Origin of the sequence: Roseateles noduli (genome assembly GCF_050626985.1) — a bacterium.
GTDB classification, from domain to species: domain Bacteria; phylum Pseudomonadota; class Gammaproteobacteria; order Burkholderiales; family Burkholderiaceae_C; genus Roseateles; species Roseateles noduli_A.
This window is the reverse complement of sequence record NZ_CP192463.1, coordinates 3,078,284-3,099,272: the sequence shown is the minus strand read 5'-3', so window position 1 is coordinate 3,099,272 and position 20,989 is coordinate 3,078,284. Positions and strand designations below refer to the sequence as shown.

The 20,989-nt window shown below is 66.6% G+C and carries 21 protein-coding genes; 15 read left to right on the top strand and 6 right to left on the bottom strand.

The annotated features are described in order from the left end of the window. Positions 1-2: 2 nt before the first annotated feature. From lpxD to ACQ4L4_RS13515, 6 genes are read left to right on the top strand one after another with little or no spacing between them, the layout of a single operon-like run. Positions 3-1,073, top strand: a complete 1,071-nt coding sequence (lpxD, locus tag ACQ4L4_RS13540) for a UDP-3-O-(3-hydroxymyristoyl)glucosamine N-acyltransferase (RefSeq protein WP_431104705.1) — start codon at positions 3-5, stop codon at positions 1,071-1,073. Continuing rightward, entirely contained in the window at positions 1,070-1,525 is a 456-nt protein-coding gene (gene fabZ, locus ACQ4L4_RS13535; RefSeq protein ID WP_377152692.1) for a 3-hydroxyacyl-ACP dehydratase FabZ, read from the top strand. Before lpxD ends, fabZ begins: the two co-directional genes overlap by 4 nt. Before the next feature lie 56 nt (positions 1,526-1,581). Further along, positions 1,582-2,373 (top strand): acyl-ACP--UDP-N-acetylglucosamine O-acyltransferase, encoded by a 792-nt coding sequence (lpxA, locus tag ACQ4L4_RS13530; protein ID WP_377152695.1) that lies wholly within the window; start codon positions 1,582-1,584, stop codon positions 2,371-2,373. Positions 2,374-2,391: 18 nt separating this feature from the next. Next, on the top strand, positions 2,392-3,537 hold the full coding sequence (gene lpxB / locus ACQ4L4_RS13525; protein WP_431104704.1) for a lipid-A-disaccharide synthase: 1,146 nt from the start codon (positions 2,392-2,394) through the stop codon (positions 3,535-3,537). Next, entirely contained in the window at positions 3,509-4,210 is a 702-nt protein-coding gene (rnhB, locus tag ACQ4L4_RS13520; RefSeq protein WP_431104703.1) for a ribonuclease HII, read from the top strand. The genes lpxB and rnhB overlap by 29 nt, the downstream gene beginning before the upstream one ends. Next, positions 4,207-4,980 carry a TrmH family RNA methyltransferase gene (locus tag ACQ4L4_RS13515; RefSeq protein ID WP_431104702.1) on the top strand — a complete coding sequence of 258 codons (774 nt, stop codon included), beginning with the start codon at positions 4,207-4,209 and terminating at the stop codon, positions 4,978-4,980. Before rnhB ends, ACQ4L4_RS13515 begins: the two co-directional genes overlap by 4 nt. A 34-nt stretch (positions 4,981-5,014) precedes the next feature. Here ACQ4L4_RS13515 and ACQ4L4_RS13510 read toward each other — a convergent pair whose 3' ends face one another. Together ACQ4L4_RS13510 and ppsR are read right to left on the bottom strand one after the other, a co-directional pair. Continuing rightward, the gene (locus ACQ4L4_RS13510) at positions 5,015-5,905 is read right to left on the bottom strand and encodes an EamA family transporter (protein WP_431104701.1); all 891 of its coding nucleotides are present in this window, start codon (positions 5,903-5,905) and stop codon (positions 5,015-5,017) included. Positions 5,906-5,920: 15 nt separating this feature from the next. After that, a complete protein-coding gene (gene ppsR, locus ACQ4L4_RS13505) occupies positions 5,921-6,742 on the bottom strand; it encodes a posphoenolpyruvate synthetase regulatory kinase/phosphorylase PpsR (protein ID WP_431104700.1) in 822 nt (273 codons plus the stop codon). Positions 6,743-7,085: 343 nt separating this feature from the next. Between ppsR and ppsA the strand changes: the two genes are divergently transcribed. The 7 genes from ppsA (at position 7,086) to dnaB (ending at position 15,193) form a co-directional block, all read left to right on the top strand. Continuing rightward, entirely contained in the window at positions 7,086-9,497 is a 2,412-nt protein-coding gene (gene ppsA, locus ACQ4L4_RS13500; RefSeq protein ID WP_431104699.1) for a phosphoenolpyruvate synthase, read from the top strand. Between the two features lie 269 nt (positions 9,498-9,766). Beyond that, a complete protein-coding gene (locus tag ACQ4L4_RS13495) occupies positions 9,767-11,845 on the top strand; it encodes a sodium:solute symporter family protein (protein ID WP_431104698.1) in 2,079 nt (692 codons plus the stop codon). 207 nt (positions 11,846-12,052) lie between these two features. Continuing rightward, complete coding sequence (gene rpsF / locus ACQ4L4_RS13490) at positions 12,053-12,415, top strand: 30S ribosomal protein S6 (protein ID WP_067062529.1); 363 nt, start codon at positions 12,053-12,055, stop codon at positions 12,413-12,415. Between the two features lie 60 nt (positions 12,416-12,475). Continuing rightward, complete coding sequence (priB, locus tag ACQ4L4_RS13485; RefSeq protein WP_377152712.1) at positions 12,476-12,760, top strand: primosomal replication protein N; 285 nt, start codon at positions 12,476-12,478, stop codon at positions 12,758-12,760. Between the two features lie 57 nt (positions 12,761-12,817). Beyond that, positions 12,818-13,108 carry a 30S ribosomal protein S18 gene (rpsR, locus tag ACQ4L4_RS13480; protein ID WP_067275431.1) on the top strand — a complete coding sequence of 97 codons (291 nt, stop codon included), beginning with the start codon at positions 12,818-12,820 and terminating at the stop codon, positions 13,106-13,108. A 12-nt stretch (positions 13,109-13,120) separates the two neighbouring features. Beyond that, positions 13,121-13,573, top strand: a complete 453-nt coding sequence (gene rplI, locus ACQ4L4_RS13475; RefSeq protein ID WP_431104697.1) for a 50S ribosomal protein L9 — start codon at positions 13,121-13,123, stop codon at positions 13,571-13,573. Between the two features lie 198 nt (positions 13,574-13,771). After that, positions 13,772-15,193 (top strand): replicative DNA helicase, encoded by a 1,422-nt coding sequence (dnaB, locus tag ACQ4L4_RS13470; protein ID WP_377152716.1) that lies wholly within the window; start codon positions 13,772-13,774, stop codon positions 15,191-15,193. Between the two features lie 879 nt (positions 15,194-16,072). On the opposite strand, the gene ACQ4L4_RS13465 is transcribed toward dnaB, so the two are convergent. Together ACQ4L4_RS13465 and ACQ4L4_RS13460 are read right to left on the bottom strand one after the other, a co-directional pair. Then, entirely contained in the window at positions 16,073-16,660 is a 588-nt protein-coding gene (locus ACQ4L4_RS13465; protein WP_431104696.1) for a DUF4142 domain-containing protein, read from the bottom strand. 300 nt (positions 16,661-16,960) lie between these two features. Continuing rightward, positions 16,961-17,194 (bottom strand): DUF3606 domain-containing protein, encoded by a 234-nt coding sequence (locus ACQ4L4_RS13460; RefSeq protein ID WP_431104695.1) that lies wholly within the window; start codon positions 17,192-17,194, stop codon positions 16,961-16,963. A gap of 198 nt (positions 17,195-17,392) precedes the next feature. Between ACQ4L4_RS13460 and ACQ4L4_RS13455 the strand changes: the two genes are divergently transcribed. Then, entirely contained in the window at positions 17,393-17,548 is a 156-nt protein-coding gene (locus tag ACQ4L4_RS13455; RefSeq protein ID WP_431104694.1) for a hypothetical protein, read from the top strand. Positions 17,549-17,591: 43 nt separating this feature from the next. On the opposite strand, the gene ACQ4L4_RS13450 is transcribed toward ACQ4L4_RS13455, so the two are convergent. After that, positions 17,592-18,077, bottom strand: a complete 486-nt coding sequence (locus ACQ4L4_RS13450) for a DNA-3-methyladenine glycosylase (protein WP_431104693.1) — start codon at positions 18,075-18,077, stop codon at positions 17,592-17,594. A 209-nt stretch (positions 18,078-18,286) separates the two neighbouring features. Here ACQ4L4_RS13450 and ACQ4L4_RS13445 point away from each other — a divergent pair, with 209 nt between their 5' ends. Next, positions 18,287-18,550 carry a hypothetical protein gene (locus ACQ4L4_RS13445; RefSeq protein WP_431104692.1) on the top strand — a complete coding sequence of 88 codons (264 nt, stop codon included), beginning with the start codon at positions 18,287-18,289 and terminating at the stop codon, positions 18,548-18,550. Positions 18,551-19,072: 522 nt separating this feature from the next. On the opposite strand, the gene ACQ4L4_RS13440 is transcribed toward ACQ4L4_RS13445, so the two are convergent. Next, on the bottom strand, positions 19,073-20,866 hold the full coding sequence (locus ACQ4L4_RS13440) for a YbhB/YbcL family Raf kinase inhibitor-like protein (protein ID WP_431104691.1): 1,794 nt from the start codon (positions 20,864-20,866) through the stop codon (positions 19,073-19,075). Positions 20,867-20,989 lie beyond the last annotated feature (123 nt).

The following is a 20,989-nucleotide window of genomic DNA, read 5'->3' as shown; positions in this document are numbered from 1 at the left end:
CCATGAAGCAGGTTCTGGTCTCCGATCTGATCGCCGCCTTGGGCGGCGATCTTGTTGGTGCCTCCACCACGGCGATCCGCGCGATCGCGCCGCTGGAGGATGCGGGCGCGGACGCGATTTCCTTCCTCTCGAATCCCAGGTACGAAGCGCAGCTCGCGACCACGCAGGCCGCCTGCGTGATCGTGTCGCCCAAGCTGGCGCAGGCCGCCGCGGCCCGCCAGGGCGCCGGCACGACCGCGTGCTGCATCGTGGCGCCGGATCCCTACCTCTACTTCGCGCGGCTGACCCAGTGGTGGGCCGCAAACATGCGCAAGCCGCGCGCCACGCCGGCCATCCATCCGACCGCGACCGTCGCGGCGGACGCGGTGATCGGCCAGGACGTCGAAGTCGGCCCGCATGCGGTGATCGAGTCCGGCGCGGTGCTGGGCGACGGCGTGCGCATTGGCGCGCATACGATCGTCGAGCAGGATGCCCGCGTCGGCGCGCACACGCGGTTCGCTCCGCACGTGGTGTTCGGCCATGACTGCGTGATCGGCGAGCGTTCGATGCTGCACAGCGGCGTCGTCATCGGGGCGGACGGCTTCGGCTTCGCGCCGACGAAACGCTCGGACGGCGAGCCCGGCGTCGAGTGGGTCAAGATCGAGCAGCTCGGCGCGGTGCGCATCGGCGACGGCGTCGAGATCGGCGCCAACACCTGCGTCGACCGCGGCGCGCTGGGCGACACGGTGATCGCCGACGGCGTCATCATCGACAACCTGGTCCAGATCGCGCACAACGTGAAGATCGGCAAGGGCACGGCGATCGCCGGCGCGACGGCGATCGCCGGCAGCGCGGAGATCGGTGCCAACTGCATCGTGGCCGGCGCGGCGCGCATCAACGGCCACATCCGGATCACCGACGGCGTGCAGATCGGCCCGACGGCCAACATCAGCAACAGCATCGACAAGCCCGGCGCCTACGCCGGCATGTGGCCCTTCGAGGACGCCGCATCGTGGCAGAAGAACGCCGCCGCCCTGCGCGGGCTCTATGAGCTGCGCCAGCGCGTGCGTGCCCTGGAAAAGAAGACGACATGACTGAGACCCGCATCGACATCCACGGCATCCTCGAGAAGCTGCCGCACCGTTATCCCATCCTGCTCGTGGACCGCGTCCTGGAAGTGGAGAAGGGCGTGCGCATCCGGGCGATCAAGAACGTCAGCATCAACGAGCCGTTCTTCAACGGCCACTTCCCGCACCGTCCGGTGATGCCGGGCGTGCTGATCCTGGAAGCGCTGGCGCAGGCCGCGACGCTGCTGGCGGTCGAGAGCTACAACTTCACGCTGGACGAGAACCACGTCGTCTACTTCGCCGGCATCGACAACGCGCGCTTCAAGCGCCCCGTCGAGCCGGGAGACCAGCTGATCCTCGAGGTCACGCTGGATCGCGCGAAGGCCGGCATCTACAAGTTCGGCGCCAAGGCGCTGGTCGGCACCGACATCGTGGCCGAGGCCGGCCTGATGTGCACGATGCGCAAGCTCGACTGCTGAGTCGTCGTTGCACACCCGCTGAACACCCGCTGAACAGCCGCTGAATCCGGACGCCCATGGCCCGCATCCATCCCACCGCGATCATCGACCCGCAGGCGCAGCTCGACGAGACCGTCCAGGTCGGCCCGTACGCGGTCATCGGCCCCGAGGTGCGCATCGGCGCGGGGACCCGCGTCGGTCCGCACACCGTGATCGAGGGCAAGACCACGATCGGCCGCGACAACGTCATCTACCAGTTCGCGTCGATCGGCGCGATGCCGCAGGACATGAGCCATGGCGGCGAGGTGACCGAGCTCGTCATCGGCGACCGCAACACGATCCGCGAGTTCTGCACCTTCAACACCGGCACGTTCAAGGAGCAGGGCGTCACGCGCGTCGGCTCCGACAACTGGATCATGGCCTACGTGCACCTGGCGCATGACGTGGTGGTCGGCGACCACTGCGTGCTGGCCAACAACGCCACGCTGGCCGGCCACGTGCATGTGGGCGACTGGGCCACGATCGGCGGCCTGACCGGCGTCCACCAGTTCGTGCACGTCGGCGCGCACGCGATGATCGGTTTCCAGGGCCATGTGGCGCAGGACGTCGCTCCCTACATGACGGTCGACGGCAATCCGCTGGGCGTGCGCGCGGTCAACCTGACCGGCCTGCGCCGCCGCGGCTTCAGCAACGACCGCATCGGCGTGATCCGCCAGATCCACAAGCTGCTGTTCCGCGACGGCACGACGCTGGAGCAATCCGTCGCGAACATCGAGGCGCTCAAGCAGGGCCAGGACGCCGAGTCGATCCGCGACATCCAGGCGATGCTGGACTTCCTGGCGGGCGCCAAGCGCGGCCTCGTCCGCTGAACGACCCGGACGATTGACATGAGCGCCACGGATCCTCGACTGGGCCTGGTGGCCGGCGAGGCCTCCGGCGATCTGCTCGCCAGCCTGCTGCTGCAAGGCCTGAAGGCGCGCTGGCCTGACTTGAGCTCGGTCGGCATCGGCGGCCCCAGGATGCAGACGCAAGGCTTCGACGCCTGGTGGCCCAGCCACAAGCTGTCGATCTTCGGCTACTGGGACGCGATCAAGAACATCCGCGAGCTGCTCGCGATCCGCCGCCAGCTCGGCGACCGCCTGATTGCCGAACGGCCGTCGGTCTTCGTCGGTGTCGATGCGCCCGACTTCAACTTCGGCCTGGAGCAGCGCCTGCGCGAGGCCGGCATCAAGACGGTCCACTTCGTCTGCCCGTCCATCTGGGCCTGGCGCCCGGAGCGCGTGCAGACGATCAAGCGCAGCGCGGACCACGTGCTGTGCCTGTTCCCGTTCGAACCCGCGATCCTGGAGAAGGCGGGCATCCCGTCGACCTACGTCGGGCACCCGCTGGCCGACCAGATCCCGTTCGAACCGCCACGCGAGGACGCTCGACGCGACCTGGGCCTTGCGGAGAGGGACACCATCGTGGCCATCCTGCCCGGCAGCCGTCGCAGCGAACTGGACTACATCGGCCCGCCGCTGCTGGACGCCGCGCGGCGCATGCACCAGGCGCGCCCCGCGTTGCGCTTCGTCATCCCGATCGCGCCGGGACTGCGTCCGATGGTCGAGGCGCTGATGGCGCAGCATGGCCAGGGCCTGCCGATGACGCTGGTCGACGGTCGTGCCCAGGAGGCGCTGGCCGCCTGCGACCTGACGCTGGTCGCGAGCGGCACCGCGACGCTGGAAGCGGCGCTGCTGAAGCGACCGATGGTGATCGCCTACAAGCTGCACTGGTTCAACGCGTGGCGGATGAAGGGCAAGGCGCTGCTGCCGTGGGTGGGGCTGCCGAACGTGCTCGCGCGCGAGACGCTGGTGCCCGAGTGCCTGCAGGACGAATGCACCGGCGAGCGCATCGCCCGCGAGGGCCTGGCCTGGTTGGACGACGCGCCGCGTCGGGAGCGGCTGCGCGAGCGTTTCCTCGAGATCCACCAACAGCTGCGCTGCAACACCGCGCAAAAGGCCGGCGATGCGATCGCGAAAATCCTCGGCGCTTGAGCCTCCGACGCAACTGGGCCTCGAATGGGTCCGCGAGGGCCTGCTGTGCGGCGTGGACGAAGCGGGCCGCGGTCCGCTGGCGGGCCCGGTGGTCGCCGCGGCGGTGATCCTGGACGATCAGAACCCGATCAAGGGGCTGAACGATTCGAAGGTGCTCAGCGAGAAGAAGCGCGAGCAGCTGTTCGACGAGATCCGCGCCAAGGCGCTGTGCTTCTGCATCGCGGAAGCGACGGTCGAGGAGATCGACCGCATCAACATCCTGCAGGCGACGATGCTGGCGATGCGCCGCGCGGTCGAGGGCCTGCGGCTCAAGCCTGCGCACGTGCAGGTCGACGGCAACCGGCTGCCGGTGCTGCGCATCCCCGCCGAGGCCATCGTCAAGGGCGATGCGCTGGTGCCGGCGATCTCGGCCGCGTCGATCCTGGCCAAGGTGCACCGCGACCGCTTCTGCCTGCAGATGCACGCGCAGCACCCGGAGTACGGCTTCGACAACCACAAGGGCTACGGCACGCGCGAGCACCTGGACGCGCTGCGCGTGCATGGCGCGAGCGTGTGGCATCGGCAGAGCTTCGCGCCGGTGCGTTCGCTGGACCTGGGTGATCGGGTCCTGGCGAACATCGCGCCCCCACGGAGCGTCGAGCCCGCGCTGAACGAGGAAATGAGACCCGGATGAGCTGGCAGTCGATCACCGCGCGCGACAACCCGAACCTGCAGCGACTGCGCAAGCTGGCGCAGGACGGGGGTGCCTATCGCAAGCTGGGTGGTGTCTGGCTGGAAGGCGACCACCTCGTGCGCGCGGCGGTGCAACGCGGCGTGAAGCCGTCGCTCGCGCTGATCACGGACGTGGCCGCGGCGGACGAGGCGCTGCATGCGCTCGCCGACGTGGCGACCAAGGTGCTGGTCGTTTCGCCGGCGTTGTTCAAGACGGTGTCGGGGCTGGAGTCGCCGGCGCAGATCGGCTTCGAGCTGGCGCTTCCGACGCAGCCGCGCATCGATGCGAAGGCCGATTCCGTCGTGCTGGACCGCCTGCAGGATGCAGGCAATGTCGGCACGATCCTGCGCAGCGCGGGTGCGCTGGGCTTCCGGCAGGTGCTGGCGCTCAAGGGCACTGCGGCTCTGTGGTCGCCGAAGGTGCTGCGCGCCGGCATGGGCGCGCACTTCGGCCTGCATCTGGTGGAAGGTCTGAGCATCGAGGACCTCGATGCGCTGAAGGTGCCGCTGCTGGCGACCAGTTCGCATGCGGATGCGATGCTCCATCAGGCCGATCTCCCCAACCCCTGCGCCTGGGTCATGGGCCACGAAGGGCAGGGCGTCGCCGAGGCGCTGATGCAGCGCTGCGCGTTGCGCGTCGGCATTCCGCAACCGGGCGGCGAAGAGTCCCTGAACGTGGCCAGCGCCGCGTCGATCTGCCTCTACGAATCGGCTCGTCGCCGTCTGGTCTGAGCGGCCGTCCCACACGCTCTGCGCGTCGAACCATTCATCTCGCCATCGCGAGCGCGGCGACTCCCAACGCGATGAACACCGCGCCCGCGATGCGCCACCCGCGCTCGCCTTCGCCGAGCAACTGTCCGCCAATCAGCGCGGCGAACAGCATCGACAGTTCCCGCGCCGGCGCGACGCGCGACAGCGGCGCGAGCTTCATCGCATAGAGCACCAGGATGTAGGCCGATGGCGCGCCGACGGCGACGACCAGCGCATGCTTCCACTGCCTGCGCAGCGCGGGCATGAAGCCGGCACGGTCGCGCAGCACGGCGGGCAGGCTCACCGGCACGCGCAGCAGGTTGCAGATGTAGTCGTAGAGGATCGGCGACAGCGCCAGCACCTTCACCGCGTAGCCGTCGATGACGCTGTAGGCGGCGATCGTCGCGCCGGTGAGCGCGCCCCAGGCGATGCCCAGCTTGCGCTTGCGGTGCAGTTCCGGATCGTGATTCGCGCCTTTCGAGAAGAACGTCGGTCCCGCCGCCATCAGCAGGATGCCGCCGACGACACCCGCAAGTCCAAGCCCGCCTCCCACGCCGAGGTGCTCGCCCAGCAGCACCACCGCGACCAGCGATGACAGCAGCGGCCCGCTGCCGCGCGCGACGGGATAGACGACCGTCATGTCGGCGGCGCGGTAGCCGGCGAGCAGCGCGTTGAAGTAGGCCAGATGGACGACCGCGCTGGCGAGCGTGGCCGTCCACGCCTGCCAGCCCCAGGCGGGCAGGTCGTCCAGTCCGACGAGCACGACCACGGGCAGCCAGAGCACCGTGACGCCGACGGCGGTCATGCAGGCGAAATGATGGTTGCCCTGCGCCTTCTTGGCGGCGAAGTTCCACAGCGCGTGGATCAGCGCGGCCGCGACGACCAGGGCGAGCGCGCTGGCTGGCATCGGTCGCGGGGGCCCTCAATACATCAGGCGATCGGGACGGATGTCGCGCAGGATCGTCGTGGCGATTTCCTCGATCGACTTGTGCGTCGACGACAGCCAGTTGATGCCGGCCTTCTTCATCATCGTCTCGGCCTCGCGGACCTCGTAGTGGCAGTTCATGAGGTCGGCGTACTTGCTGCCCGGGCGGCGCTCGTTGCGGACCTGCGCCAGCCGCTCCGGATCGATCGTCAGGCCGAAGCACTTCTTCTTGTGCGGGATCAGCAGCGAGGGCAGGTGGCCGCGATCGAAGTCCTCGGGGATCAGCGGGTAGTTGGCCGCCTTGATGCCGTGCTGCATCGCCAGGTACAGCGAGGTCGGCGTCTTGCCGCAACGACTGACCCCCACCAGGATCACGTCCGCCGAGTCGAGGTTGCGCGCCGACTGTCCGTCGTCGTGGGCCAGGGAGAAATTGATCGCCTCGATCCGGTCGTGGTACTCCTGGCTCTTCGCGACGTCGGAGAAGCGGCCGACGCGATGGCTGGACTTGATCCGGAACTCGTCTTCCAAGGGCGCGATGAAGGTGCCGAACATGTCCATCACGAGGCCTTGACACTCCTGACGCACCACGTTCAGCACCTCGCGATTGACCAGCGTCGCGAAGACGATGGGTCGCACGCCTTCGCGCTCGCCGGTCTCGTTGATCTCCTGGACCAGCTGGCGGGCCTTCTCGCCGCTGTCGATGAACGGGCGGCGCACATGACGGGCCTTCACCGGGAACTGCGCCAGGATGGAGTTACCGAAGGTTTCGGCGGTGATGCCGGTGCCATCCGAGACGAAGTAGACGGTGTGCTGTGACATGGAGGGCCTTTGAATCATGCCGGGACCGAACCGCGAGCGGCCCGGGAGCCTTCGCCGGATCGGGCATGCCGCATGCCGAAGCGGGAAGAACGGCCGTTGTTCTGCCTCGGCCCGGCCCCGAACGGGGGCTTACATCATAGATCGGCGACCCACTAGAATCGTCCGCAACTTGCCCCTGCCCATCGCATGAACGCCGCATGAACGCCGCCTCGCGCCGCCCACAAGAATCGACAACACCTGTCGTGCGCCGCGTCATGCCTGTCTCCCTCGAAGCCGCCGATGCGATCGGCCTGCTCGGGAGTGCGCGGGGAGCCCCGGTTTCTCAACATCACGGAGTTTTCCCATGTCTGATGCACGCTTCGAGGCGACCGCCCTGGTCGTACCCTTCGAGAAACTGAGGATGACCGACGTCGAGTCGGTGGGCGGCAAGAACGCCTCGCTCGGCGAAATGATCTCGCAGCTGGCCGAAACCGGCGTGCGCGTGCCCGGCGGCTTCGCCACCACGGCCCACGCCTTCCGCCAGTTCCTCAAGCATGAAGGCCTGGATGTCCGCATCCAGAATCGCCTGGCCGACCTCAACACCGATGACGTCCGCGCGCTGGCCGTGGCCGGCGCCGAGATCCGCGGCTGGCTGGAAGCGCAGCCGTTCCCGGCCGACCTCGAAGCGGCGATCCGCGCCTCCTTCGCCGGCCTGACCGCGGACAACCCGGACGCGTCCTTCGCCGTGCGCTCGTCCGCGACCGCGGAAGACCTGCCCGACGCCTCCTTCGCCGGCCAGCAGGAGACCTTCCTGAACGTCGTCGGCATCGAGGACGTGCTGCACAAGATGAAGGAAGTCTTCGCGTCGCTCTACAACGACCGCGCGATCAGCTACCGCGTGCACAAGGGCTTCGCGCACAGCGAGGTGGCCCTGTCGGCGGGCGTGCAACGCATGGTGCGCTCCGACCTGGGCGCCGCCGGCGTGATGTTCACCATCGACACCGAGTCCGGCTTCAAGGACGTCGTCTTCATCACCTCCAGCTACGGCCTGGGCGAGACGGTGGTGCAGGGCGCGGTCAACCCCGACGAGTTCTACGTCCACAAGCCGGCGCTGCAGCGCGGCAAGTTCGCGCTGATCCGCCGCAACCTGGGGTCCAAGCTGATCCAGATGACCTTCTCCACGCCCGAGGAGAAGGCCGCCAGCGGCAAGCTGGTCAAGACCGTCGACGTCGAGGTGGAGCAGCGCAACCGCTACTCGCTGACCGACGAGGACGTCGTGCAACTGGCCAAGTACGCGGTGATCATCGAGCAGCATTACGGCCGCCCGATGGACATCGAGTGGGGCAAGGACGGCAACGACGGCCAGCTCTACATCCTGCAGGCGCGCCCGGAGACGGTGAAGAGCCAGGCCGAGGGCCAGGTCGAGCAGCGCTTCAAGCTCAAGGGTTCGGGCACGGTGGTCGCCGAAGGTCGCGCGATCGGCCAGAAGATCGGCACGGGCCCGGTGCGCCTGGTCGACAGCGTGGCCGAGATGGAACGCGTGCAGCCCGGCGACGTGCTGGTCACCGACATGACCGATCCGAACTGGGAGCCGGTCATGAAGCGCGCCAGCGCGATCGTGACCAACCGCGGCGGCCGCACCTGCCACGCGGCGATCATCGCGCGTGAACTGGGCATCCCGGCGGTCGTCGGATGCGGCGACGCGACCGACAAGCTCAAGGACGGTCAACTGGTGACGGTGGTCTGCTCCGAGGGCGACACCGGCTTCATCTACGACGGCCTGCTCGAGACCGAAATCAGCGAAGTCCACCGCGGCGAGATGCCCTACAGCCCGGTGAAGATCATGATGAACGTCGGCAATCCGCAGCTGGCGTTCAACTTCGCGCAGATGCCCAACAGCGGCGTCGGTCTGGCGCGGCTCGAGTTCATCATCAACAACAACATCGGCGTCCACCCGAAGGCGATCCTGGACTATCCGAACATCGACAACGACCTGAAGAAGGCGGTCGAGTCGGTGGCGCGGGGCCATGCCTCGCCGCGCGCGTTCTACGTCGACAAGCTGGCCGAAGGCATCGCGACGATCGCCGCGGCCTTCTGGCCGCAGCCGGTCATCGTGCGTCTGTCCGACTTCAAGAGCAACGAGTACCGCAAGCTGATCGGCGGCTCGCGCTACGAGCCGGACGAAGAGAACCCGATGCTGGGTTTCCGCGGCGCGTCGCGCTACATCTCGGGCGAGTTCCAGGACGCGTTCGCGATGGAATGCGAGGCGCTCAAGCGCGTGCGCAACGACATGGGCCTGACCAACGTCGAGATCATGGTGCCCTTCGTGCGCACGGTGAAGCAGGCGCAGAAGGTCGTCGAGATGCTGGGTGAGCGCGGCCTGAAGCGCGCGGCCAATGGCGGCCAGGACGGCCTGCGCGTCATCATGATGTGCGAGGTCCCGAGCAACGCCATCCTGGCCGAGCAGTTCCTGGAGCATTTCGACGGCATGTCGATCGGTTCCAACGACCTGACGCAGCTGACGCTGGGCCTGGACCGCGACTCCGGCCTGGAGCTGCTGTCGGGCGACTTCGACGAGCGCGATCCGGCGGTCAAGGCCCTGATCTCGCGCGCGATCGCTGCCTGCCGCGCCACGGGCAAGTACATCGGCATCTGCGGCCAGGGCCCCAGCGACCACGCGGACTTCGCCGAATGGCTGGCGGCGGAAGGCATTGCCTCGTTGTCCCTGAACCCGGACACGGTGGTCGAGACCTGGCAGCGTCTCGCGAAGCGCTGACCCCTCGCACCCCACCACGCAACGGCCCTTCGGGGCCGTTTCCCATTGCAGTCCTCGGTCGCAAAACCGATGAAGGACGACAGTGGTTGGGGACGGCATGGCGTGGGGTTTCGGAGCTTGCCTCCGGGGCCCCACGCCATGGCGGCCAACGCCCAGGCCTCAGCAGGCAGGCGGCCAACGCCCATGCCTCAGCAGGTAGGCGGCCAACGCACACGCCCGGGGGAAGTTGTGGATGCGCCCGCACCGCAAGAGGGTGATGATCCGCCCCCATGTCGACTCCCCCGCCAGACGCCGCATTCCGCCGCCGGCTCCATCGCATCTACGGTGCCTACACGATCGGCTTCGTCTTGCTGGTGGGGCTGCTGGGCGTGCTGGAGCGCATGGGGATGCCCAAGCAATGGCTAGGGTTCTCGTTCCTGCTGCTGACGGTGCTGATCTACGCCGGCATCGGCGTGTTCAGCCGCACCACCGACCCGGTCGAGTACTACGTTGCCGGCCGGCGCGTCCCGGCGTTCTACAACGGCATGGCCGCGGGCGCCGACTGGATGAGCGCGGCGAGTTTCCTCGGCATGGCGGGGAGCTTGTACCTTGCGGGCTACGGCGGGCTGGCCTTCGTGCTCGGCTGGACCGGCGGCTTCTGTCTCGTGGCCTTGCTGCTTGCCCCGTACCTGCGCCGCTTCGGCGGCTTCACGGTGCCGGACTTCCTCGGCGCGCGATTCGAGAGCCGCGGCCTGCGCGTGATGGGCGCCGCGGCGGCGGTGCTGGTGTCCTTCATCTACCTCGTCGCGCAGATCTACGCGATCGGCCTGATCACGACGCGGCTGACGGGGCTGACCTTCGAGATCGGCCTGTTCGTCGGGCTCGGCGGCGTGCTGGTGTGCTCCTTCCTCGGCGGCATGCGGGCCGTGACCTGGACCCAGGTCGCGCAGTACATCATCATGATCGTGGCCTACGTGGTGCCGGTGATGTGGCTGTCGACGCTGCAGACCGGCTCGCCGCTGCCGCAGTTCACCGCGGGCACTGAGATCCGCGAGATCACCGCCCGCGAGCAGCAGCTGCTGCACGATCCGAAGGAGCTGCAGGTCCGCGGCCTCTATGAGCAGCGCGCCAAGGATTTCGAGCACCTGCTCGCCGGTCTGCCGCACTCGCTCGACGCGGAGCGCCTGCGCGTCTCGCAGGTGATCGCGCAGTTGAAGTTCGAGGATGCGCCGCTCGCGCAGATCCAGGCGGCGGAAAAGGTCCGCGCCGCGCTGCCGCGCACCGAGGCGGAGGCCCGCGAGCTCTGGTTGCGCGCCGTCGCCGCCAATCGACAGCGCGCCGAGCCGCTCGCCGGCATGCCGCTGCACGCGCAGCCCTTCGCCGGCGATCCCGAGGGCACGCCGGCCGAGCAGGAGGCCTACACGCTGGCGCGCCGCAACTTCCTGGCGCTGGTGCTCGTGCTGATGGTGGGCACCGCCGGGCTGCCGCACATCCTGACCCGCTACTACACGGTGCCGACGGTGGCGGAGGCGCGCACCTCGGTCGCGTGGACGCTGTTCTTCATCGCGCTGCTCTACCTGTTCGCGCCGGCGCTGGCGGTGATGCTCAAGCACGAGGTGCTGCATCACCTGGTCGGTTCGCCGATCGCGGAACTCCCGGGGTGGATGAAGCAGTGGATGCGCGTCGATCCCAGCCTGCTGAACATCCAGGACATCAACCAGGACGGCATCCTGCAACTCGGCGAACTGCGGCTGGGCGGCGACATCGTCATGCTGATGACGCCCGAGCTTGCCGGCCTGCCGTACGTGCTCTCCGCGATGGTGGCCGCCGGCGCGCTGGCGGCGGCGCTGTCGACGGCGGACGGGCTGCTGCTGACGATCTCCAGCGCGCTCTCGCACGACGTCTACTACCGCGTCATGAACCCGCGCGCCTCGATGACGCAGCGGGTGACGATCTCCAAGGCGCTGCTGCTGGCGACCGCGCTCACCGCCGCCGCCGTGGCCGCGCAGAAACCGGCGGACATCCTGCTGCTGGTGTCGGCGGCGTTCTCGCTGTCGGGATCCACGCTGGTGCCGGCGCTGGTCGCGGGCATCTTCTGGAAACGCGCCAACAAGCAGGGCGCCGCCGCGGGCATGCTCGCCGGCCTTGGCATGACGCTGTACTACATGGTCGGTGCCCACGCCGGCCTGCGCCAGGCGCTCGGGATCGGCGGCGACCCGCAGCTGTGGTGGGGCATCCAGCCGATGGCGGCGGCGCTGTTCGGACTGCCGGCGGGCATCGCCGCGCTGGTCGTGGTGAGCCTGCTGACGCCGCCGCCGTCGCCGACGGCCCGCGCGCTGCAGGCCCGGGTCACGGGCGCCGCACCCTGAGCGCCTTGAACGCCTTGATCCCCCGGGAATGGGGCGGCTCTTCGCGCCTCTCGGCCGGCCAGTGGACGGCAAGGGCCAAAGTCGTCTAGAATCCGCGATTCCCCTTGCCGGGCCCAGGAGTAGACGCTGGGGTCCGGCTTTCAGGCCAAGGGCAGAACATCACCCGATGTTGGTGCCGGCGGTCGTTGAAACCCACAAGGAGCACACATGCGTCACTATGAGATCGTTCTGCTGATCCATCCGGATCAAAGCGAACAAGTTCCGGCGATGCTGGAGCGCTACAAGGGCCTGGTCACCAACGGTGGTGGCAAGGTGCATCGCGTGGAAGACTGGGGCCGCCGTCAGCTGGCCTACATGATCCAGAAGCTGGCCAAGGCGCATTACCTGTGCCTGAACATCGAGTGCAGCAAGGAAATCCTGGCTGAAATCGAGACCGGTTTCCGCTTCAACGACGCCGTGCTGCGTCACCTGACCGTCGTCAAGGACAAGGCCGAGACGAACCCGTCGGTGATGATGAAGGCCGTCGAGCGCGAAGAAGCCCGCAAGGCCCCGCAAGAAGCGTCCGCCTGAGCTGACAAGCGCGATCCCTGACGTTCCCGAATTCCTGACCCGCAGAGCATCCGCGCCCGCATGAACCGACTGGTACTGCAGGCACAGATCCTCGAAACCGCGGCGATCCGATACACCCCCGCCGGGCTCCCGGCCCTGGACCTGATGCTCAAGCATGAGTCCGTGGTCGACGAAGCCGGTGCTCCGCGCAAGGTCGCGCTGGAGATCAAGGCGGTGGCCATCGGTGATGTCGTGAAGCGGGTCCAGGCGCTGGACCTGACGGAGAAGACGGTGTTCACCGGATTTCTCTCGGCACAGCGACAAGGGCGAGGCACGGTGTTTCACATCACCGGCTTCGCGGACTGAACGGGACGGACAGGTCGCGCAGATCGTTTAAATCTGGATAGATAGCAGGAGTTCACTATGCCCCCGCCACGTGGTAAAGGTCGGTTCTCGAAGGACCGCAAGCCCAAGCGCAATCAACAATCGCTGCTGTTCCGTCGCAAGCGTTTCTGCCGCTTCACCGTCGCCGGTGTCGAGCAGATCGACTACAAGGACGTCGACGTCCTGCGCGACTTCGTCGGCGAAAACGGCAAGATCGTGCCCGCCCGCCTGACCGGCACGCGCGCCTTCTTCCAGCGTCAGCTGTCGGTGTGCATCAAGCGCGCCCGCTTCCTGGCCCTGCTGCCGTACAGCGACCAGCACAAGGTCTAAGGAGTCCACCCCATGCAAGTCATCCTGCTGGAAAAAGTGGCCAACCTGGGTAACCTCGGCGACGTCGTCAAGGTCAAGGACGGCTACGCCCGCAACTTCCTGATCCCGACCCGCCAGGCGCGCCGCGCCACGGAATCGGCGATCAAGGAATTCGAAGCCAAGCGCGCCGAACTGGAAAAGGTCGCCGCCGAGAAGCTGTCCGCCGCGCAAGCCCTGGGCGAGAAGATCAACGGCAACACCGTGACGATCTCGCAGAAGGCTGGCGTCGACGGTCGCCTGTTCGGTTCCGTGACCAACGCCGACATCGCTGAAGCGCTGACCAAGGCCGGCACGGCCATCGTCAAGTCGCAAGTGCGTCTGCCTAACGGTCCGCTGAAGACCGTCGGCGAGTTCCCGATCAACGTCGCTCCGCACACCGACGTGGTGGTGGAAGTGACCGTGAAGGTCGTCGCCGAAGTCGAGTAATTGCTCGATACACCCCTTGGGCGCTCTGCGCGTCCATCGGGGTTGTCACCGGATTCGCGGGTCACACGACCTGCAAAGATCGGGGCAACATCAAGAAAGCCGACAGCTGCGAAGCCGTCGGCTTTCTGCTTTTCCGGGGGTTGAGTTATCCCGCTCGCTCCACAAGCTATCAAAAGCTCATCCACAGGCTTGTCCACAATGTCCGCGATCTTCACCACGCCCGGGTCAGGTGCCAGCGACAGCGAAATCGCGCGACTGCGCGTGCCGCCCAATTCGGTGGAAGCCGAGCAGAGCGTGCTCGGCGGCCTGCTGATCGACAACACCGCCTGGGACAAGGCGGCGGACACGCTCAGCGACTCCGACTTCTACCGCTACGAGCACAAGCAGGTCTATGCCGCGATCGGCAAGCTGATCAACGGCGGCAAGCCGGCGGACGTGGTGACGGTGTTCGAGGAACTGACCTCGGTCGGCAAGGCCGAGGAGTGCGGCGGCCTGGCCTACCTGAACGCGCTGGCGCAGGGCGTGCCCAGCGCCGCCAACCTGCGCCGCTATGCCGAGATCGTTCGCGAGCGCGCGATCCTGCGCAAGCTGGTGGCGACCTCGGACGAGATCGCGACGGCCGCGCTGAATCCCGCCGGCCGCGCGGTCAACGAGATCCTGGACGAGGCCGAAGGCAAGATCTTCCGCATCAACGAAGAGGGCTCGCGCGGCGGCACCGGATTCCAGAGCATGGACCGGCTGATGGTCGAGCTGATGGACCGCGTCAACGAGCTGGCGGAGCAGGGCGCCGAGGACGTCACCGGCGTGCGCACCGGCTTCTACGACCTGGACCGCATGACCGCGGGCCTGCAGCGCGGCGACCTGATCATCCTGGCGGCGCGGCCGTCGATGGGCAAGACCGCGTTCGCGATCAACATCGGCGAAGCCGTGGCCATCAACGAGGGCCTGCCGGTCATCATCTACTCGATGGAAATGGGCGCGGCGCAGCTGGCGCTGCGGATGGTCGGCTCCATCGGCCGCATCGACCAGAGCAACCTGCGCACCGGCCGCCTGAAGGACGACGAGTGGGGCCGGCTGGCCGAGGCCGTCGACAAGCTCGGCAATGCGCCGATCTACATCGACGAAAGTCCGGGCCTCTCACCCAGCGAAGTGCGCTCCAGAGCCCGGCGCCAGGCGCGCATCTCGGGCCAGATCGGCCTGATCATCATCGACTATCTGCAGCTGATGAGCGGCAACGGCGGCGGCAGCGAGGAGAACCGCGCGACCGTGGTCGGCGAGATCTCGCGGGGCCTGAAGGCGCTGGCCAAGGAGCTGCGCTGCCCGGTGATCGCGCTGTCGCAGCTGAACCGTTCGGTGGAGACACGGCCGGACAAGCGGCCGATGATGTCCGACCTGCGCGAGTCGGGCGCCATCGAGCAGGACGCGGACATCATCATGTTCATCTACCGCGACGAGTACTACACCAAGGACGAGTGCAAGGAGCCGGGTGTCGCGGAGATCATCATCGCCAAGCAGCGTAACGGCCCGGTGGGCACGGTGAAGCTGGCCTTCGCGCGGCAGAACACGAAGTTCGAGAATCTGGCGCCGGGTTACGTCAGCCCGGGCGGCGACGAGTACTGACGACGGCAGTCTCTAGGTGGCTCTGGCGTATGAAACCAAGCCAAGCGGCGAGCAGTAACTGCATTACGACTTGACGTTGAAGTGGAGCTCTTGCGGTCTCCGGTTTCCTAACTTTGTGGCTGTCCCCAATACGCGGCTACGGCGCGAGTTGGAACGCTTGGTTCAATCGTCGGGACTGCCACCCCTGAAAGTGAGGGTCGAGGCGGCTGCTGTGCGGGACACCGTTGCTCACACAGTAGCAGTTGGTCGGTGCAGTCCCTGGCCTCGATTCGGGCTGAAGCCGTTGCCGATTGCGCTTCCGGCGCTGCGGCGAAGGATCGCGTGGATGACCCGCAAGCACGGATATCGCTCGCCGCTGTTGGAGCGGGTGCAGACTCTGGCCGAGGAGTTCGGCCTCAAGGGATACATCGGTCGAGGCCGTGAGAGACACGAAAACTGATCGAGCACCCGCTGGTCGTGACGCAGTCCGCCCGATGACGGCGTTGCCGCACGCGCTCGTTGAGCGGCTGCTTTGCGACGTCGAATTTGGCAGGGTGACAGACTGACGGCAGCGCCATCTGCCGGAGTTGGACGGGTTGGAGGTGTTCAGAAGATGTCGTAGCGTTGCGTCGTTCGCCGACATCCCGGTTGTCGTGCCGTCGGCAGGCAGCGAGCGCGCGGACACTGGAGCTTCGCTCCGTGTTGGCGCCACCGCGTACTGGCTCCAGCCGTTCGACTTTGAGCAACTGGCGCTCGAACCGATCGACCTCGTCGCGAAAGCGAGCCAAATGCCATGAGGTGAGCCGCTCACGACGCTCTACGCCACGCAGTCGCGATGCTGCTCGAGTGCCGCCGCTGCCCATCAGGACCGCGGCGGCGCCCGGAGCTCGACACACCCGATCATTTGCGCTTGTCGGCGGCCTTGGTGCTGGCCTCCAAGGCCTGCGCTTCCTGGAGGTGATGCTGCAGGGTCGGCAGCGTCTTGGCAGCCCAGGCTTTGACGTCCGCATCCTTGGCGTCCTTGGCCGCCTTCTCGAACAGCTTGACCGCATCCTTGTGCGCCGACACCTGGTTCTCCGCGTAGGCATGGTCGAACCCCGTGCCTTCACGCTTTTCCAAGAGCTTGGCCTTGCCCTTGGCCACCATGGTGGCCTCCGTCGGCAACTTCACGCCCTTGGAGCCAGCCAGCGCCTCCAACTCGGCGTGCGCCTTCTTGTGATCGTCGACCATCTTCTGCGCGAAGGACTTGACGTCCGCGGCGTTGCCCTTTCGCAGCGCGAGGTTGCCCGCGTCGATTTCGGCGTGGCCAGATTCGGCGGCGTCCTTCAGGAAACTGCTGTCGGCATGGGCGGCGCGCGCAGCGGACGCGGCTGCTGGCGCGGTGGTTTGCGCAGACGCGAGGCCACCAGCCATAAGCCCGGCAATGGCGACCGACGCCACAGCGATGGCGGACAGGGCGGGGGGGCGCGAGTAACGGTTCAGGGCCATGAAACACTCCTCAAATTGATGATGCAGGACTTGGCAAACGGGAATCCCGCGCGCCTGACGTTCATATGAAGCCGCTCCTCTCTTGCCGAGTGGACCTTGCAGCGGCCGTGCGAGCAGACTGCCCAGCTCAACGGGAAGCGTTCATCGGACCGCGTTCACTGCGTCCCTCGCTGGCACCACGTGGGCGTATGACAACGACCACCGCGATGAACATTGGGGCTGGCATCTGGAATATGGAAAGAGGAGGACTCCATCACACTGGATTCTTCCCCCTACGGTTGTTGGCCCTCGTGCGGCCGCTCAGGACGTCCGCGTGCGCTGGGTCTGCTCCGCACTGGTCGTCGCGCGGCTACCCTTCAGGTGCAATTCGACGTCTGACGCCGACGCACCTACGGCGGTCACCGCTTGTCGGATCTGTTCTTCCGTCGTGCTGAGCTTGTCGGCCCAACTCTTGAGCTGGGCAGGATCGGCGATGTCAATCCTTTCGCCATCGGCGTCATTGGGTGGCGCTGCAAAGCTTGCTTCTTCAGACATGGTGGCTCCATCGGTGAAGTCCCGATGATCGGCACATCACATTCCCGGGGTTTCGTGCTCGCTATGCATGAACGGCGCGTCAAGATTCCTGCCCCAGTCGGACCCACGCCCGTGCGTGGCCGCTCGGCTTTGGCCAGGGTTTTTCAGGTAACTCATCTCGGCACGCCAGCTGCCACTGCACGGTTCAGGGAGGGCCTCATGCGTGACCTGTCGCTGGTGCTCAGAGCGCTCATCTGTGTCGCCGCGGGCGCGATCGGCGCCGGCCTTTGTGCCCTGAACGGTTTCAGGCCTGCAGCGATAGCGACCATCGCCGAACTCTTCGTCTTGTTGTTCTGGACTTGGCTTCGACGTTAGACGAAGTCCCCACTCCGAGAGCATGCGGCTGGCGGGATGCAGTTCAAAGCTTCTTGCTGAGGAAGTGCGACCCCGACAGCGCGAAGCGCCACGGGAGGTGCTGCGCTTTTGAGATGCCGATGCGTGCGCCGCAGCTGACAACCGACGCGGCATGTGCAGACGCGAGGACAAACGGAGGCTGGTCGATTCGCTGATGGTCCAGCGCTCCGGTGACGCCCAACGCCTGCGCCAGCTTTCCAGGGCCCGAGCAAAGGTTGCGCAGACTCTCGACTTGGCGTCTGCGCCGCATGACCTCGATACCGTGCGTTGGTTCAATGGCCCGAACGAGTACGGCCGAACCGTGCCCGGCTTCTCGGCACACGATATTGAAGCACCAGTGCAGCCCATAGGAACGGTACACGTACGTGGTACCAGGCGAAGCGAACATCGCTCCGTTGCGCGGCGTCATGCCGCGAAAGCTATGTGACGCCTCATCGTCAACGTCGTACGCCTCGGTTTCGACGATGCGCCCGCCGATACCGTCGACCAACAGCGTGCATCCGATCAAGGCCTGCGCCACTTCGACAGGTGGCGCCGAGAGATTGATGGGGGTGGTACAGCGGAGGCGGGGTCGTGGTGAACTCATGACAACCGGCGAAGTGTGGTCATGCCGAGCTTAAAACAAGGCTGCATGGCGGCTGCGATGTCCGATGGCGGGGCGACTGCTGTTGCGATATGCCTGAACCTCGGCGGACCCGGATGTTGCCGGTTGGCATCCGATCAGATCGCCTCAAGTCTTATCTGAGCATCTCGCCATCACTGCCGCACGAGCAGCGAGCTGTTCGACCAGTTCGAGAAGGCGCGATCGACCGCGAAGAAGCGCTAACTGGTCGCGCAGATCTGCCAGGAACTCACCGCGCCCAGGTGGAGGAAGAGATCTTCGACCCCGAGATCCAGGCCGCGCTGTTCGACAAGGAACTTGTCCCGGAAGCCAAGGTTGAGCTCAGAGCATCAAGGACCTGATCGCCGCCGTCGAAGGCGTCGAGCCCACTGGCGAGGACCATGACGCCAAGGTCAAGGTCATGAGCGAATGGGTGAAGCATCACGTGAAGGAAGAGCAGAAGGAGATGTTCCCCAGGGCGAAGAAGTCGAAGCTTGACGTGGTGGAACTGGGGCAACGTCTGAAGAGTCGCAAGGCCGAGCTGCTGGCTCGGTACCCGACGTCTCACGGAGAGAGGTCGCCGTACCGGTTGGGGGGAAGCGCGCCATGGCGACAGCGGCAAGATGCGAGATCGAGCACCAGGTCGCAAGCTCCACCGGGATGCCGCGTTCCCGCAAGGTGCTCTTGTTGGTCGATTTCATCAACCCGCTGGCCTTCGACGGTGCAGAACACATCGCGGGGGCCGCCGTGGAAGCCGCGAGGGCCATCCCCCGCAGTGCTAGGTCGATGAGCGCGGCGCGAGCCAACAGTTCCCGCCATGCAACGTGCTATTCGAACATCGTCGGCTCCAGTGTTCCATACCCGGTGCCTGCTGGAGTCAGCGGTTATTTGGGAGGCTTGATCTCCTGGCGGTAGGTGCCGATCAGTTCGCCCTTTCCGAGGACGTGTCCCTTCGCAGCGGCCAGCACGTCGTCGCGACTTGCTCCCAAGGGAAGCTGGAGCAGCGTATCGAGCGCAAGGATCTGGAAGTGGTAGTGATGCGGCGGATCCCCAACGGCAGGCCGGGGGCCGTAGTAGCCTACGGAGCCACGGCTGGTGGCACCTTGTATCAAACCCGGCGGCTCGGTAAGCCGCTCCTGTTCCTGCAGACCCTCGGGCAACGCGGTCACGTTGGCCGGAATGTTCCAAGCGACCCAGTGGACGAAGGGTGTGATCGGTTTGGCGTCGGGGTCTTCAACGATCAGGACATAGCTTCTCGCGCCCGGCACTGCTTTCCAAGACAGCGCCGGCGACACCCCGTCCGCATACTCGCTGTGCTTCGCAGGGATGGCTGCATCGGGCGCGAATGCGGACGATATGAGTTCGACGGAGGAGGAGCCCCTTGACGCCGTTTCGGGGCGATCCTTTGCGAGTGGAACGCCGACTCCGCGCTGCGACTGGCGCTTCATCTCGTCCGCCGAAGTTGGCATCGCCGGCGCTGGCGCGGCAGTCCCCTCGTACGCCACGCGGTAGATGACGCCGTTGGCATCGTCGGCCATCAACATCGCCCCGTCCTTGGCCCATGCAAGTCCTACCGGACGCGCGATGTGGGTACGACCCCGATCGGTCAGGAACCCGGTGACGAAGGGTTCAAAGCGCTGCGGTTTGCCGTTCGCGAATCGGACGCGGACGATCTCATAGCCCGAAGCTTCCTTGCGGTTCCAGGAGCCGCGCATGGTCACGAAGGCGTCGCCCGCGAATTCGGCAGGGAAGCGGCCGCCGCCTCTGGCGAAGATCATCTGCATCGGCGCGGCATGGGCCTTGTAGCCCAACACCATCGGCACGCTGTCCGCCTTCCACTGGGCCTTGGTGACTTCGCCTGCCGGGGTGCTCTGCGGGTTGATGCCGCCGTCGCCCCAGACGTGCGGCCAACCGTAACGCTTGCCCTGTTCGATGCGGTTGAGTTCCTCGGGCTGCACCTCGTCGCCCAGGAAGTCGATGCCGTGGTCCATGCCCCACAGCTCCCCGCTAGCAGGATGCCAGTCGAAACCGATCGTGTTGCGCAGACCGCTGGCCACGATCACGCGGCTCTGATCATCGGGCGAGGCACGCAGGATCGTCGCGTTCTCGGGGTTGCTCTCGTTGCACGCATTGCAGGTCGAGCCAGCGCTGATGTAGAGCATGCCGTCCGGCCCGAACCCGATCGTCCGATTCGGATGCTGACCTGAGTCCGGTAAGTCGCCAACGATGAGCCTGAGGTCGCCCACGCGGCCGTCAGCCAGCAGGGGCGCAACAAAGATCTCCTTGACCGTCGCCACGTACAGCTTTCCGTCGTGGATGGCCAGACCATGGGCGCCGGCGCGATCGAGCACCTTGACAGCCGGGCCGTCTGCCACGCCGTCGCCGTCTCGATCCTCCAGCATGACGACGTCGCCGGTGTCGCGCCGGCTGACGTAGATGCGTCCGTCCGGTGCGACGGCGATGATCCGCGCGTTCTTGAGGTCGCGTGCAAAGACGGACACCTTGAAGCCGGGTGGCGCCTTGAGGCCCGCCACGCGAGCCCCAGTGGCTTCCACCTTGTCGGGTTTGAAGACGTGGGCTCGGATGGGCACGTCGGTTCCGTCTCCCTGCTGTGCTCTGGCAGAAAAGGACAGGACGGCGCCGACCAGAAGCAGGAGCGCTCGTGAACTCGAAGTCATATTGGCATCCGTCTGAAGTAGGTGGCAGAAGCGTGGCGAGGGGTGGCAACAACCGGCAGGCCGCGTTCCTGCGAAGGCATGACGCTGGAGATGCCCGACGCCATCGCCCATGCACCGTCATGC